Genomic DNA, 19,376 nt, shown 5'->3' with positions numbered 1-19,376 from the left:
TTGGCAAAAGCAGTTCTTATTGTAGTTAGTATATAACCAGCTTAAATAAGGGGCTGGCAGGAAAATCATCAATGTTGATTAATTCGAAACAAATAATGTATAGCTTCTAGGTAAAACCCCATACTGAGAGATTTATCGGTGAAAGAGCGTTAAACAAAGATAAATATTAGGAGTTCTAATAGAAATTTTTTGCGCTGTATCATTCATCATTTTCCGGGATTTCTTCTCCACTCATAAACGCTTCAAAAGATCCAATTGGCGCAAAATCAATATGAATAATTGAATAATCATCCTTATCCCGCCAGAGTCTCACAGAATCTGTTCCTTTCTTCTGAAGCCATTCACGGGTAACCAGCTTACGTTCCTTCAATCCCAATACATCTACTAACAGCCATTGTCCCAATGCAGACTGCCCATATCTCTTACCGTTTTCGTCACGTTCGGTATTACTTCCGGATTGTAAGCCTTTCATATTGCTTTGGGTAACTAGAGCAGGTATCTTCTTTCCGTTAGGCAGTTGTAAATGAAAACGAACTTGCGGTTTATCCTTTTTATCCCCGCTAAAAGCTTTTTGCTGCTTTTCAAATTCAAAAATATTCTTCGTGAAAAAGTCTGGATATTTATTATGAAATTCCCTTGGTATCGGTATATAGACTTCATTAAGTGGCCGCAATGTACTGCTGCCTTTATTTTTAGGACTTGCATTCCAAGCGTTTAATCCCGACTTAAGCCCAACTTGTTTATCCCGATATGAATACAAGGGCAGATACACCTCAACAATATCCGGTTCTTTTTCAATTTTGAATTTATCCATGAACTCGAAATAGGCTTTCATTAAAAAGTCAAAAGGATCATCAATGATATCAACGTCAAATTCATTTAATATCAAAGTATCTTTTTTCCTAGAATCGAAATGCTGCCAAATCTGCGAATCTCCGAATGTATATTTATAGTTTTTCAAGCCATCTGACCAGGAGAATGCAGTTTGTGTAAAATTAAAATCCTTTAAATTATTCAGATCGACTAATGGATATGCACTTTCTTGTAATACAAAACGCCCTTCATCTCGAGTTATATAATGATATATATTCTTTTCTTCTGAAAGCCCTAAGCGTTCGTAATCACTTTTCATTCTCTCATTTTTAATTTCAGAAATTTTATACGCTAAATCAGCTTCTTTACCCTTCCCTAAAAATTTGTTTATTTCATCTTTATACCGTTTTAATTGCATTACTTTCTGATAAGATGGTTTACTGTTCATCCATGTTTTTAAACCAATCCCAATGCGGTCATCTCCAAAAACTGAAAGTACATCATGAGGAGTATTTCCAATATCTACATTTTCTCCTTTAAATACTCGTGCATAAATTGTTTCTTGAAATTTTGAATCCAAATATGGTATTAAGTTGCCATGTTTTTGACGAAACAAGTTTGATAAAGCACCATAAACTTGCAAAAACTTAATATATTCTTCTCTTTGTTCAGTTGAATATTTTCCCCAAATGGACATCTTCTTCACCTGCTAATCGTTTGTATTTACATAGGGTATAATAAAAATATCTGCAAATCATGAAAAAAAGTACTGTTAAACTTCCCCACAGCATTCTTTATTACTTATTTGTTATATTTCAATTGAGTATATCATTATTTGAATAAGATTTCATTTACATCAAAAGAAGTCCTTTGGATTAAATGCAATTTATTTTCACAAAAAAGAAGAGGCAAGATCCTCTTCCTGTTTAAAATCTTCTTATTTAAAAAGTAGCTGACAGCTGTTCATATTCTGTCTTTTCTTTTGCATTTCTATTTCCTTCTTCTAAAACTTTTAGCAAGTTGGCAGCAATTCGTGTTATAACAGGGACACTAACTGCGTTGCCTGCTTGTTTATATATATGGCTTCTTGCCATTCCCTCTGGAATTTTATATTCCTCATCAACTGGAAATCCTTGAAATCTTAATGCTTCTTTTGGAGTTAATTTTCTAAATCCCCACTTATCCATAATTAGAGGAACATTGTGTCCACCAGTTCCCATATTCGCTGTCAATGTCGGACAAACATTACTTTGATTTTCCCTCATATAAACTCTGCGCAACTGATAGACTGTATCAAACCTATTCATAGATTCTTTTATCATAGGGTAGTATTGACTTTCTTTTCTATAATAAAATCCTTCATCTTGTTTATCATTTCTATCTAATATATTATCTATTGTTTTTGTTAACTCAATCTTCTCCGGCCATTTAAAAGATTTCAGCTCCTGCTCATTTCTAAATCCTACAATAAATATCCGTTCTCTATTTTGAGGAATATTTCCATATTCCATTGTGTTCATTATTTTACTGTCTATAAAATATCCGCTGTCTTGCAACATCTCTTGAATTACTTTAAATGTGTTGCCCTTATCATGACCTCTTAGATTCTTAACATTCTCTAAAAAGATAGCCTTCGGCTTTTTTTCACGTATAAAACGGATTACGTCAAAAAATAAAGTCCCCCGTGGATCTATAGCCTCAGTACTGCCTTTACATTCAGGACACTTTGCACCATTGATATATTCATCATAAGTTACGCTGTGTTCATATCCGCATTCCTTACACTTATATTTCATTCCGTGTCTATTTCCGGCAATACTAAAAGCAACACACGGCCATCCTGCTGTAATTATGTCTACATCAGGCATTTCATTTTCTTTCAGATTTCTCACGTCATCCTCAATTAGCGTGTGTTTAAAATTTAAACGGTAGGTTTGACAAGCATGCTTATCAAATTCATTAGCCCAAATTATATTGGCTCCAGCTTGTTCAAAACCTTTATCTATTCCTCCAATACCTGCGAATAAACTCGCAACATTAAAAGCCATTATTTCACCCTCCTTAAAAAGGAACACATGTTCTTATAAAATAAATTATACTACTCTTACGAAGTTTTGTCACTAAATTTACGAACAATATACAATTAATTATTGTTTTCCTTTTCAACTTCTACAAAAGAGCCTAATATTGCAAAGTCAACTCTCATTCTTTCTAAAATACTGTAAGTACCCAGCTTTGGGTAAACTTTTGTAACACATACATTAACACTTATTTTTCTAGTTCTCTATTAGAAACCCACACCACATAATTTTTTAGTTTATCAAAAATTGCATGTTTTAGTAAGAGACAATATAACTGGTCCTTTATTTAATTTTCTTTATAAGTTATAAGATATTCCTAACCAATACTTTTCTTATCCCTTGAGTAATTCCTTACTCAAATTAATTGCTTATTCAAGTTACTTCTACTTTTTTTGATTATTACTAATGAAGCACTAGTTTATTGACTAACTTTGTAGTATACGTTATTCCTGCTTAAAAATCAATTTATAACAGTTAAGTTGTTTTGTATTACTCTTTTCATTACATAAAATATTAGAAGAAATCAAACATAAAAAAAAGCACCTGTCAAAATCAATTCTATTACAGTCAAGCTGACTAAATGATGTCTCCTTATAAAAAACTTACTCATATATTTTTAAAGTAATATGACATCAAAAAAGAAACATTTTGACGACTATTATCTTCTATTATTCAAAACTGCGATAAGTGCATATATAGACCCTGTTCTAAAAGCCTGAAAATTTGATATTATTTCTATAAATTTATTAAAAAATATTGAACTTTGTGAAATAATGTTGGAAAATATACTTAGAACTAAATTGTTTTAACCAGTCTAATTGTCACACTTAATATAACTAATAGACAAAGAAAAGATCGTGTATGTTCGTAACAATATATAATTAGTAATCCACTAAAAAGACCTAAAATAACAAAGGAGTGTAACCAATGGAGGTTTCACAATTAAAAAGAGATAAAATTGTACAGTATTTGCACAAATTAACTAATGACGAAATAAAAAACGAAAGGAAAATTGATTGGGATTATATAAAGAATTTAAAACATCCAGAAATCCCGCTGAAATATAACTTAGATATCTTAGGGACTTCATCAACCTTGGAAGAAGGGACAAGTGAAGAGGAATTTTTATATGTGTTTGAGGAATTTAAAAAGCTAAACCTATCAAAAAAAGCAGAATTCGTTTCCACAACAAGCACTGGCGTTACTATCGGGAACTCAATTAACACTTTAGAACTAAATGATCAACATGGATCAAACTGGTATAAATATACGCTCCACTTAAAACAAGATAATGGCTGGTCTGATAATTCTATATCTGAATTAGGAGAAGCTACTGAATCAATTTTACAGCAGTTAAATCTTCAAAACAATTCTTTTGAGGATATAAGAAAAGGACTCGTTGTAGGAAATGTACAATCAGGGAAAACCGCCAGCATAGCTGGCTTAATGGCAGCTGCCAGTGATCATGGCTTTAATTTTTTTATTATTGCCAGCGGCACAACGGACAATTTAAAGTCACAAACAGAAGAGAGGTTACTGAAGGATTTAAACAGCAATGAAAGAATTTCTGGTTCAAATTGGACTAATATTAAAAATATCCATAATAAAAACCGAAGTCATCATCTAACTGAACTGGATGTCAGTGATAGAATTACAAATAATAATAAATACTTTACTGTGCTTCTTAAACAAGTCAATCATTTAGAAGGATTGAAAAAGTGGCTGAAAAAGGATGCAGACAGGTTAAACAAACTTAAAGTATTGGTTATTGATGATGAGGCTGATCAAGCTGGTATCAACACAAAAGAGTCCGATCGATCAACCATTAATAAAAATCTCATTAATATTGTCCATCTGGAACACAGCAGAAAATCTTACGGTGCAATGAATTACGTAGCGTACACAGCGACACCTTACGCTAATGTATTAAATGAAAATGAACCAGAAAGTCTTTTTCCTCATCATTTTATATACAGTTTAAAACCGTCATCTCTATATATCGGCCCAAAACAAATATACGGTGTTCCAGCAGATACTGAAGAAGATCAGAGTTTAGATATTATCAATTTAATTGATAATGAAGAATTACTTGAGCTGCGCACTGTTCAAGATTGCTACACACTGCCAGATGCCATGGAAAAATCATTGATATGGTTCCAGGTAGGCTTAGCTATTCTTAGAATGTACAATTTTAAAAAGCCGTTATCTATGCTAATACATACGTCTCGTAAAACTGATGATCACGAAGCTATTAAGCATCTCGTAGAAAAGTGGTTTGCAACTATTTCCAGGGAAAAATTTCTTGAGAAATGCGAAGCTATTTTTGTAGAGGAAAAAAATAAAGTAACAGCCAAAGATTTTTTAAGAATATTACCAGAATATGAATTAAATATAAAAATAAATCCATCAATAATTGAATTTAATGCAATAAAGCCCGAATTAGAATATATCTATGATAAATCGATAGCTACAATTAAATTATTCGGAGAAGATAAGTCTTTTTCAGAGAGTATTCATCTATGTGTGGACAATAGCAAAAACAACACCGTCATAGACAATAGAAGTTACCGGCTCGCTTATCCAAATAAACAACAGCTGGATGCTATGGAAAAAGCTCCTGGTTTTATTGTAATTGGAGGAAGTACTTTATCTAGAGGACTGACTCTTGAAGGATTGATATCAACGTATTTTATACGAGAGACCAAGATTGCTGATACACTGATGCAAATGGGGAGATGGTTCGGATATCGAATTGGTTATGAACTCCTTCCAAGAATTTGGATGTCCAGTGCAAGTTTAGACAGATTTAGATTTCTAGTGGAAATTGATGAAGACTTAAGGGAGAACATCAAAGAATTTGCAAAGTTAAATAAAACACCACGTGAATACGGTATTAAAGTTATCAATTCTCCTGATAACAGATTCATGCAGATAACTGGAGCGAATAGAGCACAATCAGCTGAAGAAGCAGAGATAGATTTTGGCGGGTATAAACCTCAAGATATTAACTTCACAAACAACAAGGAGATATTGAAACAAAATATACAATTAACAGATATATTTCTTTCAAATCTAGGTGATTCAGAGAATAATTTCAACGATAATGGTATCTTCTGGAAAAATGTTAATATCAATAGAATCTTCGATGACTACTTATTGAATGGCTTTTACTTCAACAAAAGAACAGCTGCCTTTAATAATTTAGAAGGTATTAAAGAATGGTGTTTATCTAATGAATTAGACACTTGGAATGTTGCAGTTGCTGGAAAGGTTAAGAAAAAAGCAGACGCAGCAAGTTGGAAAATAGGAGATAAATATCTTACTAAAGCAAACCGCTCAGTAAAAGGAGATATTATAAAAGATCAACACGGCCGTGAAATAGTATCTATTGGAGTTCTAAGAAATCCCAATGATTATATTATAGACTTTGACAGTAAACCTCAGCTTGCTGATAAGAAACTATCAAACGAAAAGATTAGGAATTATTCTATGCAAAAAGATACTCCATTGTTAGTTATTTACAGATTAAACAAACGCTATGAACCAACAAATTCCAATAATAGACAGAGTTTAAAATTTGATGAAGATATAATTGGTATTTCATTAATTATACCGGGTGACAATTCAATACCCCGTGGAAAGTATTTAAAAATCAACCCAGTGCAAGGAATTGACGATCTAGAAGGAGAAGAAGAATAACATGAATATAGAAATTCTACAGAATGACCGGATGGCGCAAAACGGACACTCCATCTTGCGGTCATTGCAAAATGATTCATTACACCCGCTCGACTTGTTAGTACGCGAATTTACTCAAAATAGTTTAGATGCATGTATTGACCAGACGGAAGGAATCAAAATTAACGTAGATACCGGGCTTTTCATCAAAGATAACCTGCTTAAGGAAATTAACGGCTTTAATTGCCAGTTTGCAGAATTATACAACAAAAATGAATATAAGTACCTGTCTCTAAGCGACAAAAAAACATCGGGGCTGACCGGAGAAATAATATTTGATGAAATTGACAATGACCAATTAGGAAATTTAACAAAGCTGGTTTATTTACTAGGAGCTAATCAGGAAAAAAAGGGCGCCGGCGGTTCATGGGGGCTTGGGAAAACAATATATTTCCGATTAGGTATCGGTCTGGTTATCTATTATTCTCGTATAAAAAACAAAAACAATAAGTATGAAGAGAGATTAGTAGCTCATATGGTGGAAGATCAGAAATCAAAGAAAGATTATGCATTAGAAAAAGGCAGAGGAATTGCATTTTGGGGAGAAAAATATAATGATATTAATACAAAACCGATTACAGATGCAAACTATATTCGTGATTTTTTGTATATATTTAATTTGCAACCGTATAAAGAAGATGAGACTGGAACACGGATCATTATTCCTTTTGTTGACGATAAAACGTTAATGTCAAATTTAGAGGGTAAAACTAAGCTGATTTTTAACAAATATGGCCATTTTTCAATAGAATCCTACTTAGAAAACGCCTTTAAGCGATGGTATGTATCTAAATTAGATAACCATCGCAATCAAGTAAATAATCCTATTGAATTATCAATCAATAATAATTTGGTCCAATGCAATTCTTTTGAAAATGTATACAAAATACTGCAGGATTTATATGTTGCAGGAAATAAAAGCTTCTCAAGCAAAACAAATAAAATAAAAGGTGAACTCTCTAAAACCGATATAAACCTTAAACGGATTGATATCAGACAAGCAGGTATGGTCCCTTCAGGCAATTTGGTTTATACAATCGTACCAGAAGACAAATCGGAAACTAAATTCAAAGCTCCTTCGCGAGAATTACTTGGGTTTTATAGTGAAAATGAAGAAGATGAAAATTTGGAGTCAAAAAATATACTTTTTACCTACCTAAGAACACCCGGAATGGCAATTAGATATGAAGATTTTGGACAATGGACTAAAAATATCGAACTTCCAAATAAGGATGAAAGATTAATTGGAATGTTCGTTCCTAATAGCAGTGCAGTGCTTAAAGATACAAGGCATAATTTGGATATTGATACAATGGAAGATTATTTAAGGAGATGCGAAAGAGCAGATCATAGTGAATGGGTTGATGTTACACTGCCTAATGTTCAACTTACCGTTGTTAAAAGAATCAAAAACCAGGTTAATGCTTTTTTAAAAAAAGAAATAAGCAGTTCAGAATTGAAAGGCACGACTGGAAGTTCCACCATTGGCAGGGTAATAGGTAATAGATTCATGCCTCCAATGACAACCGGAAAGTCACCAAAACGTAGTGAAAACAATAATCACAGTAAAAGGATTCATCATACTGCAGAAAAATTAAATTTTAATATTAAAGAAGTCAAACAAATCGATAATTTATTAGAGATTATATTTGATATAACTTCTAATATACAAACCAAAGCAAAATTTGATGCTTCTATCTTCTTGGAAATTGAATCAGAGATTAATAAAGTAAGCTGTGAATCATGGGAAAAGGACCTTGAGAAAAAATTCCCCTTTGAAATTAACGAATTTGATGTTGAGGGAGAACAGAATATTACTGCCTTGAAATCTACAAAATACAACAGTGTCTATGGATTTAAAATTAAAGATTTATTAATAAATCATTCAATAACTGGCAACTTAACAGTCAAATTTTTAAATGACGGATTCAGACCAAGTATTGGTTTTGAAGGAATCAAACAAAAGGGGAACATTTATGAATAATATATTGGTAAGGGAGCTAGGTACAGATCTGATTAACAAAATTGGTTATGCCTACGGAGACAAGGAATTTTCTTTTTATTATGATGATGAAAAAATTGCTCTTGAAAATAATGAAGAGGATTTTAATGATGAAATAAATAAGCAGGAATTTGTGTTTAGTTTTGATTCTCAATGGAACCCGTCCTTGCATAATTTGATAATTGATTATTCTTTTATAATTAATAACCCAAACTTTCTCTTTGGCAGTGATGCTCTCACACATGAAGATAACACTTTAGGTATAGCTTTATTATGGAAAAGTAGAGATTCGCGACACTCCAGTTTGAAACGTATTGGGGTCCTTAATAATAGTACTTCACCACAAGACTTTAACATAAATATTAACTTTGCCCCCGGTACTTTTAGAGGTATGGTGGAATTCAATATTGTAATATACCTTGCTTCAGCTTGTAACAAAAGTAATTTATTACAAAACAATGAAGAAGGTGCAGTATTAGGCACGCTTGAAAAGTTCCTAATACACCTGGACGGGGACGGTGCGGAATTCCCTATGCAAGAATTTAATGATAAAGAAGGCCCTCTTTGGAAAACTGAAATATATATAGGTGACCCATTTATGGATTTATTTAATACAGACAATTTTTGCTTATATATTAATAAAGCACACAGTAGATATAAAGAATTAGGCATTGGCAAAAGAGTTAACTTCAGCAGGCTCTTAATAGAAATTATAGCCAACTCTTTTGAACAGCTAATATATACCCTGAAATCCAATGGTATGTTAGATGAAATTTTGGAAAAAGAAAGTGACAAAGGAACAATTGCTAATGTAATTAAATACTATTTCGAAGAATACGAATGGGATGCTTCCGACACATCAAAATTATCTGTAACAATCAGAGAATCATTCGAAAGCAAGGTGTAATTATGGCGACTTTAAAAAGCATGACAAAAATTAATGCTAAGAAATACTTTGATACTTTAAACGAGCAAAAATTAGAAAATTATAATGTTAAAAATTTAAAATCAGAGATTGCTAAAGATCTTACTGAAAAATTTAAAGTTGTAAAAGAAAAAATTGGAGATGTAAATAAAAATAACTATCAATTTGATTTGTTATTTGGACTCGAATTATATGAATTATTAAATGAAAAATACCATTTTAAAGTTAGAGATGCTTCTAACCTGCAAATATGGTATGCATTACAATTATTAGAAGTACCTCATATAGTTTATGCCAGGTGGGGCTTAAACGAGGAGAGATTTGTAAAAATATCCAGACGTATATACTTATGGACACTTTGGTGGTACATTCATATTTCTTGGCAAGGTGATAGAAACAGCACTTATGAAGTGTTAAAAAATAATAATACAGACACATTATTACAAATCGTAGAACGTCCCGGAAAAAGCGGATACAGGATAGAAGTATACAGAAAAGTTATGTACTACCATCATAAATACACAGAAGAAATAGCTAGTAGAGACTTGCTTCGAAAAGTAATGAAACTACATACTATTAAATGTAAAAGTATAGAACCAGCACTATATCATGGGGGAATTGATCAATATGCCGAAGACTTATTCACCTACTTCAACGAAACTTAAATTACCTGGAATTATTGATTTATTCTCTGGTTGCGGAGGATTAGCATTAGGTTTTCAAATGGCTGGTTTCGAGATAAAAAGCGGGCTAGAACTGGATAAAAATGCTTCAGAAGTAGCTTCCTATAATTTACATTGGAAAACCGGAAGTAATCAAAGCCATATAACTGACGATATAACTTTGCTGGAGGCTGATAAGTTTTATAATAATATTGATAAAAATGAAAGCTTTATGGTAATAGGAGGACCCCCGTGCCAAGCTTATTCTAAAATAGGCAGGGCTAAATTAAATTCATTAGGAGAAAAACGCAGACCTGAAAATGATATACGAGGAAAATTATATGAAAACTTTTTAGATTATGCTTTAAATATAGAAGCAAATACCATAGTTATGGAAAATGTACCGGAAGCAATTGATTACGACGGCGTGAATATTCCAGAAACAGTCTGTAAAATACTTGATAAAAATGGGTATGATGCAAAATGGACAATTTTAAATGCAGCTAATTTCGGAGTCCCTCAAACAAGAGAAAGATTGTTTGTAATGGCTGTAAAGAGATCCATTGGACACTTAAACCATTTTCCTATCCCTACTCACAGGCCTTACAGTGCACAGCCTGATACCATAAATAAACTTTGGCTGCAGTCAAAAATTAAAGATCAAGAATACTATCAGCCCCCAACCTTACCGGTAGGTTATTTACCTTACTGGATTACAGTCGGGGAAGCTATAAGTGATCTTCCTGCACTATTTCTTGATCACAATCAAAAATATAAAAATAATAAGCCAATGGCGCTCAAAAGTTATGAATCTGAACCTCAAAATGAATTTCAAGCTTTAATGAGAAACCATAATCAGTTAAACAAAGTAACAGGTCATATGTTTAGAAATACTAAGCGAGACTTCCCAATTTTTTCCCAAATGAATGAAGGAGACAATTACCTTTCAGCACATAAAATTGCAATGGATCTATTTAAAGAAGAAATGAGGAGACAAGGAGTAATTGAATCAGATACAGAAAAAGTAGCTGAGTTAAAAAAGAAGATAGTCCCTCCCTATTCCACCGAGAAGTTTTTAGGGAAATGGAAAAAACTTTCATTGACAAAACCGTCTCATACTCTAGTCGCCCATCTCTGTACTGACACTTACAGCCATTTACACCCAATTGAACCGAGAGGCATTTCTGTAAGAGAAGCTGCCAGACTGCAAAGTTTTCCGGATGATTTTATCTTTAACTGCCATATGGGAGCTGCCTTTAAACAAATTGGAAATGCTGTTCCTCCTCTTTTATCAAAAGCTATTGCTTTGGCAATGATTAAAAATATAGAAGGTGATCAATAATGAATTATGCCAAAATTATTAGAGATACATACACTCTTTCTAATTACCATTTTAGTAATTACTTTCGTATAGACTCTATAGATAATCATACCTTCCTTTATAAGACATACACAAATTTCGGTGTGGTTATTACAGTTGATCAAAACATAAGATTAAACGAAAAATTCAACCAGCTAAACTTTTATACTGAGGAAGGAACACTTAGCGGTGAAAAGACCAACTTACTACATTTAACATTGAATTCTCTAGACTATTTTGAACAGTTTATTATAATTGCAGCAGACTTTATTGAATCATCAAAAAGAACAACTTTGGAAAATAATCCGCTGGAATGGTGGAATCATTGGAAAGAACTAATAGGAAATGCTGTTGTGGAAAAATCTACGTATAATATTCTTGGTGAATTACTGGTTTTAAATTATTTACAAGAGAAGTGCAGTTCAAGCAAACCAAAATGGCTGGGATATACCGGTAGCACATTTGATATAAGTACAGTAGACAAAACTATTGAAGTAAAGGCCTCAATAAATAAATTTGATAATAATATAACGATTTCAAACCAATATCAATTAAATACAGAATTAATCAATGAATTTTATGTACTTAATTTTGAAGCTTCAGCTAATGATAATGGTATTTCTATAGATGATGCCGTAACGAGATTAAACCTGAACGGATACCCTTTAAAAGATATTGAAATAGGTCTTCAAACTCACAGTATTCCAAAAAATGCTTCAGCAAGACGTGAAAAGTACATACTGTTAACATGTAAAAAGTATATTCTTCAAGAAGCTATATCAGATGAAATAAGACAAGCAATGGATAATTTTTTTGATTTTGATATTGTAAGAAAAGTAAATGTAGAGTTAGATTTAGCCAATATAGAACATGAAAAAATTGATTTATTAGTAGATTAAACTATTAAATAAACTTCTAAAATCTATATTATTTAATAATTGCAGATTTATACAGCAGAAATATATTAATTTTTCCACAGAAACACCTCGCTTGGATAAAATTTTTATTCTCAATCAATATCCTATTATTTAATGTTGAGGTGTTTCTATGAATAAACTATTGTTGCTATTTTAATAAAATGCATTCATCATTATCAAAAAACATTTTTACTGGCTATAAACTCATTTCTTTTTTTAATAAATCTATATATGCATCTATCCTGAGCATATCTCCGGATTGAACATAATAATTATCAGCATCCATTTCAGTCCAAGTACTTTGTAAAAAATCACTTTGTTTAATTATATTTTTATTTCTTATTGCTGCAATCAGCATCCTTTTAGGAACGACTCCAGCAATGTCAAATTCATAAGACGATTTATTTAATTCTTCTCTTAATACCGCCTCATCAATTATGTCATTTGAGTACAGGTCTTTATTCTTTAGGTTTTTAATGATCTCTGAATCTACTCTAACCAAAATCATTTCATCATAGTCAGCATACCCTCTATCTAAATTGGGTATATATTGTGCCTGCTTATTCCAGTCTTTAGTTTCAAGAAGTAATAGATTACCTATTTTCTTAGTAGCTTTAATACCAATTTTTCTTTTTGTGGTTCCTGTTTCAATTAAGAAATCATAACTATCCCATTCTCCTTCACCCATTATATTAACGTCTGGATACGGAGTATTAATACCTTTAGAAATAAAATATTGGTAAACTGCAAACTCTCCTAATTTGCCGTTAAATGTATCACAAAAAATTTGCACATCCCCCCTTTCGTCCTTCCCTCCTGACCTATTTCGCCGATGATGGCCTTCTTTAGTAAAACTCATTTTATAAGCAAATTGATAACTAGACCATAAATAGTCATTTTTTATTTTATCAATTTTCTCAAATCTAAACTTTTTATTAATTTTATGTATTCTTGGTTCATTAACATCTCTATCCATTTTACTAGGTATAAAATGCGCGAACATAAAACTCCACCATCTTTCTAAATATTTTATGTATGGTTTTGGTTATTTTCTTAAATTAAAGATTTTACTTATTCTTACTGGTAATTATAGCAAAAACTTAATAAAAAGGAAGAAGTAAAATAAATTTTCTGATTAATGTCTTCTTGTACTTATAGTTTATAATTAAAAGAAAACGGAAAAATATTGTAAAGAGGGAGGTATTTGTATGGTTGATAATCTTACCGCAGAACAAAGAAGAAAGAACATGCAGGCTATAAAGTCTCAATCTAAATTAGAAGCCATTGTAACAAAAAAATTATGGAATAAAGGCATTAGATTTCGAAGAAATGTTAAAGATTTAAAAGGGAAACCAGATATTGCTATAAAAAAATACAAGCTAGTTATCTTTATAGATTCTTGCTTTTGGCATATGTGTCCTATACACGGAAATATTCCAAAAAGCAATGAAACATATTGGAAAGAAAAATTGTCTAGAAATCAAAAAAGGGATACAGAAGTTACTAAGTATTATCATGAGAAAAGTTGGAAGATTAAAAGGATTTGGGAGCATGAAGTTAAAAATGACTTAGAAAAAGTTATTATTGAATTAGAGAAATTTATTAAAGAAGCAAAGACTAATAAAGGAAAGAGTGTAAACTAAAAATGCTAATAAGAGAGTGTTCAGTTCTTTCTGGGAGGGGAGCTAGTTTAACTCCCCTCCCCACTTAAACTTCCTCTAAGTTAAAGCGCAGGGCTTATATGATGCTTTTCTCCCCATAAAACAACTAGTTTAATCCGCGTTACTATTTAAAATTGTCCTCAATACTATCTTGATTATAGTACTTCGTTATCTTATACTTCTTTTTAATATCTATCATAAGAAATCAAACTCAATATAAATATTAAATATTGTGATAATATTAATATAATTAGACTGCAATTACTGAGGTGATAAATAGGATGATGTTAAATGATTTAATCGACGCAATTACTAAAATACTAGCTGATGAAAAAGCTTACGATTTACCAAATATATGTTTAAAATACGGTTTAGACAACGGAGACGAGTCAGAGGCTTTTGAAAGTAAAAGAGTTTATGTTCAAAGAAGATTAAAAATAAAAGATCAAACGTTTTTATTAGATCTAGCTCACAAAGTATTAAATGATTATGGTTCAACTGCAAAGGAGTTATCTAAAGTTTTACACAGGTTAGCTCCAAACGGTTTGTTTTCTATTAGCGAGATAACTAGAAGAAACATAATGAATGAATTATATACCCGAGGTAATATAGAAGGCAAACTAGAAATTACTGATTTCTTAAATAGAATTTGGAGCTTAGAAAATATGTCATCGACTGATTTTAGGTTTAATAATGCTCAAGAGGAAATTTCGCAACATATGATAAATAACCTAGATTGGGACGAACCTTACCTTTATGAAGTCTATTTAGATGTGTTAACTGCTACAGATGAGACTATAATTCAATTTTTAGAATTAATTATTCACCCAATTGTACGGGATCCCATAGAAGCAAAAGAATACCTTGAGGTTATTAATAGTCATTTAGTAAAGGACGGCTATCAATTTTTTCCTTCAAATAAATTATCCGGATATACAGTTTATACAATAAACAAAAGTGCAAAAGGCGTAAATGGTGTTGCAAAGAATCTTATTTTCGCTTCAATAGGTGATAAGCCGGACATTATCATTAGTGACTCTATTAACAACGATATTAAAATTGTTAATAATGAATCAAATTGTTTGGTATACAATTACCCTCTTCCTAGCACCGGCTTACTTTGGATGGATATGGTACAGTGGTGGTCAGATTTAAACAATATGGGAGAAATTGATAAAGGTACTGAGATAAATCTATATAAACGATTAGTCAAATCTTTAGATTCTGAACCAGAAAGGATATTATTTAAAAACTACTTTCAGTTATTTAGATACCAGTTCAAAGATAAACTTCCAGCTTTAATACCCCAAGTTTATTTACACTATGATCCTTATACAATGAAACAAAGATTAAATTCGAAAGTATTGTCAAGACAACGAATGGATTTTCTTTTACTACTCCCAAATCAACATCGAATAGTTATTGAGCTAGATGGAAAACAACATTATTCAAATGGCGATATATCAAGCCCAAGATTATATGCAGAAATGGTTAATGCTGACAGAGATTTAAAACTAAATGGATACGAAGTTTTTCGCTTTGGCGGTTATGAATTTATAGATAAGGAAAAAATAAAACAGAGTATAAAATATTTTTTTGAAAAGTTATTTTTTAATTACGGGGTAAAAATCAATGGTTAAATATCATAAAGATTGAACTATTAAACAAAGTTATATTATATAAATAAGAAGGGTTTATCTTATATGGAATAACTATTTACCAAAAATAGATTATTATTTTTTCTTAAACTGATCAAAAATATAGCAAGTTTCATCCCTCCTGCTTTTCTCAATATACCTAAACTGATATGACATTAGAAATACAGGGGTTTTTTTCTTCATTAAATAAAGACCATCGGCATAGACAGGTTGCTGATATGACAAGGTTGTTACAAACACATAAACACTCCTTTTCCTCCCGTATTTGTATCTATAATAATTTAAAGCAAAACCTCTTAACCTTCTGTTAATACTTTCTGTAAGCGTCAAGTAGAAAGGAAAGGGTTTAGCAGTTACTCTTTCTCTAGATCCGTTGCTGTGTTCACAGAATCGTTTTATATTTTTAAGAAAATTTATGATAGCATTCCGTAACTGTACGATAAGTATAGAGAATTTTCTTTTTTGAATTTTTCTCATAGAGAGGCATCAATGTAATATATGCAGTATAAGAAGAGTGAATAAAAATTTAATCTAACATTATACCACTAAAAGCAAAACAAGTTAAGGATTGAGGAAAAAAATATTATATATAGACATTAGCAGTCAGAGAACATTCACTTTTTAATTATAAATATTATATAATTAAAACAAGCCATAAAGAATAGGAGGCGAGTGGATGGAAATAGCTTTAAGCATTTGGGGCTTAGTTGCATTAGCAATTGTTCTAAAAGATGATAAGAACGAGAAATAAGGATAACAAAACAAGTTTGGAGACTTTCGGATTATCCTTACTCTCGGCATATAATTAGTTTAACATATCATGGTACATTTCATTCTCTTAATTTTGATAAGAAAAATGCAGAACTCTTAACTATCATATTTAAGGATCCTACCATTATTTTTTTGATTATTACGATTGAATTGATTCTCTTATGCGTAGTTTTAAGCCGTCAATTACAGGAAGTAAAGCTACATTTTGCGGATTACAGAGCAGTTAATTAGTACAACAAGCTTTTAAAATAACTACAATAAGAGAACCACCGCAAAGCCGCTTGCCATTGACTGTAGCAACTGATTCTTAGTATTCGACGACAGGAGTCCTGCGAATATGAGAATCAGCTGGTCCGTATTATCTTATTTGAGAAGGTAATCCTAATTAAGATTACCCCGGATAGTTCAGTGTTCATTTTGCGGCACGGACCAAAGTAAAGTCAATGGTGGCGGATAATCGTATTTATACTCTTTGTTGCAACAAATTAGTGTGGCTCTTTACACCGCAATTAATGGTTTAGGCTTCTACAAATAGCTTCTCAATCTATTTGCAATAATTACTTACTATATTCTGTATTTGCATCATCATAAGCACCTGCTCTAATCAAATGCATTCTTTTAAGTACGTAATGCTTCACTTGTGAATTATCAGCTGCACCCAGTGAATTATATTCTTGTTCATAGTAACTGTATGTAATTCCTGTCAGTATATCAAAAACTTCAATAAAACGCTCCCCTTCTTCATCTACAAAAAGAACTCTCATTTTATATTGATTTTTCATTATAAAATCCTCCTTGAAAATCAAACCTCTAGGCTAATGCATCAGATAAAAACAAGAATCTGATAGATACTATGCCGAATATTGCATATTGCCATCAAGTAGCTATATTATTCACCCACAAGTGATCAGAAGCTGAAAACTTGCCTTATTTTGAACCTTATAGCGTTATTTATGAAAACTTTTTTAATTACCCAGCTGTAATAAGGTATCAAAATACATGGAAGTATTACAAAGATATTTTGGTGTTGCAACTTTACATTGAGAGACGGCTGTTGTAACCTTCATTGGCAAAACAAGCAATTGTCGCGACTGGTTTCTCAGCTTTATACTCTTATCCACAGAAGATCAATGTCAAGTTGTAACATTATGAAATTGAAATTTTGTATATTTTTGTTTTACAAAATACAATACATAGTTTTATAATACAAATCTTTTGCTTTAAACAACCTTCGATAGACTCCATAATACATTAACTAGTTGAAGAATACGTCATTATAGTAAGCACAGAGTTTATTTAATGCTCATGCCATTAAATAAATGTGGATATATACTCATTACATGCAAAAACATATATATTTTTTCCTTACTTGCAATTGAAGCTAACATAGGTATATCGCTAAAACTAAAAAATTCACTATTAATACTTGTATTATACTGCTGTAAAAACATGGACAAATATAATTTTTCACTAGATGAAATCGAAGTTGATACTTTTCTAATATATTCAAAGTTAAATTCAACCTGCATTTTCTCACCTCCGAAATTATTATTTTTTCCGATTGAGATACAATTCTCAAATTTAAGTAACGGGGTTTCCAAAAGAGTGTTCCAAAGTTCTTTAAGCAATTTATACCTATTATATTTTTGATATTTCTTTTCTAACTCCTCGGCAAAGCTTTGTAGAATAACTAGTAGATAAGATATTAATTCTCTAAGTTTATCCAAACTATATCTTTGACTACTATAATATGAACTTCCATATAAGTACTCTTGTTTTGAATCTGTACTCTCATGAGTAATTTTATTTCTAACATCAGAAATTTCTTTTAAAAAACGTTTATCATATGTTAAATTCACATTACATATTTTCTCTGCCTCAGATACAATAGATTGTGCAGACCCTTTATTGATTTTCTTTATTTCATTTTCAATTAATTCTGCTAATATTAATCTTGGAGAATATATATTATTGTAGATTACATTCGTAGAAATCTTTAATTCGAGATTTTTACGAATCTTTTCTGGAAATGAGGTTAATACATGTCGTATGGCTTCACACACGGCACTCTCAAATAATGCAAATGCGTAAATATAATATGCTTCATAGTTTACTTCATCAAATTTAGACTGTATGTTTTTTATTTTATCTATGTTTACTTCAATGTTATGAATCATTTCTTCACATACAAAAACCCTCATAATTACACCTTCTCGAACTTTTTACTTTTATAACTACTTAGAGAATAAGTATTACTGGTAATTGAACTATGTCTAGTCCAAGCTATACAATTTAACACTCGAGTTCTTGAAGCTTTAAAAACCTTCTTCACAAAACCAAACTACTCTGCTTCCATACATCCTTATTAATCCTAAGTGAACCTTCAATCACAAACACAACCTTACTCTTCCCATAAGCGTCCAGTTCAATCAATGTTTTTGGCCAGCTACTCCAAACTCAGTACCTTCCTATCAACCTCCAGTGCAATTACAAAAGCATCCCAATGAACCTGCGCAAGGTTATGTTCGTCTCTAGCTTTTTTCATCCGTCACTTCGACAATAATTACTTTGGCACCGTCATCTAACCACTTTTTATGTTCCGCAATACCCTGATTTAAGTATTTCTCCTTCAACTTTTCCTACAGTAACAAGAGTTATATTCTTTTCCATATTTCTTTAAGTCAGGATAATTTTTATCATAATATACTTATATTTTACCATATACTCCAAAGAAAGTTACTATTTACCTATACTTATCAAGGTATTATAATCAAGATATTACTTTAAT

13 protein-coding genes are annotated in these 19,376 nt (G+C 31.4%); 8 read left to right on the top strand and 5 right to left on the bottom strand.

The genetic code is table 11. The features are described 5' to 3' along the window. Window positions 1-199 precede the first annotated feature (199 nt). Both OSO01_RS22315 and OSO01_RS22310 read right to left on the bottom strand, forming a co-directional pair. Entirely contained in the window at window positions 200-1,510 is a 1,311-nt protein-coding gene (locus OSO01_RS22315) for a phospholipase D-like domain-containing protein (RefSeq protein ID WP_147212670.1), read from the bottom strand. Window positions 1,511-1,754: 244 nt separating this feature from the next. Continuing rightward, window positions 1,755-2,861, bottom strand: a complete 1,107-nt coding sequence (locus OSO01_RS22310; RefSeq protein ID WP_147212669.1) for a DNA cytosine methyltransferase — start codon at window positions 2,859-2,861, stop codon at window positions 1,755-1,757. A gap of 960 nt (window positions 2,862-3,821) precedes the next feature. On the opposite strand from OSO01_RS22310, the gene OSO01_RS22305 reads away from it, so the two are divergent. Genes OSO01_RS22305 through OSO01_RS22280 form a run of 6 tightly spaced genes read left to right on the top strand, consistent with a single transcriptional unit; the run spans window position 3,822 to window position 12,480 of the window. Further along, a complete protein-coding gene (locus OSO01_RS22305; RefSeq protein WP_147212668.1) occupies window positions 3,822-6,593 on the top strand; it encodes a Z1 domain-containing protein in 2,772 nt (923 codons plus the stop codon). A gap of 1 nt (window position 6,594) precedes the next feature. Beyond that, on the top strand, window positions 6,595-8,616 hold the full coding sequence (locus OSO01_RS22300) for a hypothetical protein (protein ID WP_147212667.1): 2,022 nt from the start codon (window positions 6,595-6,597) through the stop codon (window positions 8,614-8,616). Beyond that, the gene (locus OSO01_RS22295) at window positions 8,609-9,541 is read left to right on the top strand and encodes a hypothetical protein (RefSeq protein WP_147212666.1); all 933 of its coding nucleotides are present in this window, start codon (window positions 8,609-8,611) and stop codon (window positions 9,539-9,541) included. The genes OSO01_RS22300 and OSO01_RS22295 overlap by 8 nt, the downstream gene beginning before the upstream one ends. A gap of 2 nt (window positions 9,542-9,543) precedes the next feature. Continuing rightward, window positions 9,544-10,224, top strand: a complete 681-nt coding sequence (locus OSO01_RS22290) for a DUF6339 family protein (RefSeq protein ID WP_147212665.1) — start codon at window positions 9,544-9,546, stop codon at window positions 10,222-10,224. Further along, window positions 10,187-11,563, top strand: coding sequence for a DNA cytosine methyltransferase (locus OSO01_RS22285; RefSeq protein ID WP_147212664.1), 1,377 nt, complete (start codon window positions 10,187-10,189; stop codon window positions 11,561-11,563). Before OSO01_RS22290 ends, OSO01_RS22285 begins: the two co-directional genes overlap by 38 nt. Continuing rightward, window positions 11,563-12,480 (top strand): PD-(D/E)XK motif protein, encoded by a 918-nt coding sequence (locus tag OSO01_RS22280; protein WP_147212663.1) that lies wholly within the window; start codon window positions 11,563-11,565, stop codon window positions 12,478-12,480. The genes OSO01_RS22285 and OSO01_RS22280 overlap by 1 nt, the downstream gene beginning before the upstream one ends. Before the next feature lie 214 nt (window positions 12,481-12,694). On the opposite strand, the gene OSO01_RS22275 is transcribed toward OSO01_RS22280, so the two are convergent. Further along, complete coding sequence (locus OSO01_RS22275; protein WP_186813745.1) at window positions 12,695-13,501, bottom strand: hypothetical protein; 807 nt, start codon at window positions 13,499-13,501, stop codon at window positions 12,695-12,697. 205 nt (window positions 13,502-13,706) lie between these two features. Between OSO01_RS22275 and OSO01_RS22270 the strand changes: the two genes are divergently transcribed. Further along, a complete protein-coding gene (locus OSO01_RS22270; protein WP_147212661.1) occupies window positions 13,707-14,141 on the top strand; it encodes a very short patch repair endonuclease in 435 nt (144 codons plus the stop codon). 299 nt (window positions 14,142-14,440) lie between these two features. Then, window positions 14,441-15,799 (top strand): AbiJ-related protein, encoded by a 1,359-nt coding sequence (locus OSO01_RS22265; protein ID WP_147212660.1) that lies wholly within the window; start codon window positions 14,441-14,443, stop codon window positions 15,797-15,799. A 1,346-nt stretch (window positions 15,800-17,145) separates the two neighbouring features. Here the strand turns inward: OSO01_RS22265 and OSO01_RS22260 are convergent. Both OSO01_RS22260 and OSO01_RS22255 read right to left on the bottom strand, forming a co-directional pair. Beyond that, window positions 17,146-17,370 carry a hypothetical protein gene (locus OSO01_RS22260; protein ID WP_147212659.1) on the bottom strand — a complete coding sequence of 75 codons (225 nt, stop codon included), beginning with the start codon at window positions 17,368-17,370 and terminating at the stop codon, window positions 17,146-17,148. A 510-nt stretch (window positions 17,371-17,880) separates the two neighbouring features. After that, complete coding sequence (locus OSO01_RS22255; RefSeq protein WP_147212658.1) at window positions 17,881-18,789, bottom strand: hypothetical protein; 909 nt, start codon at window positions 18,787-18,789, stop codon at window positions 17,881-17,883. Window positions 18,790-19,376 lie beyond the last annotated feature (587 nt).

The sequence above is a fragment of the Oceanobacillus sojae genome, from assembly GCF_007991515.1.
Lineage (GTDB): Bacteria > Bacillota > Bacilli > Bacillales > Amphibacillaceae > Oceanobacillus > Oceanobacillus sojae.
Note: the sequence above shows the minus strand (reverse complement) of the source record. Positions and strands in the feature narration are given on the sequence as shown.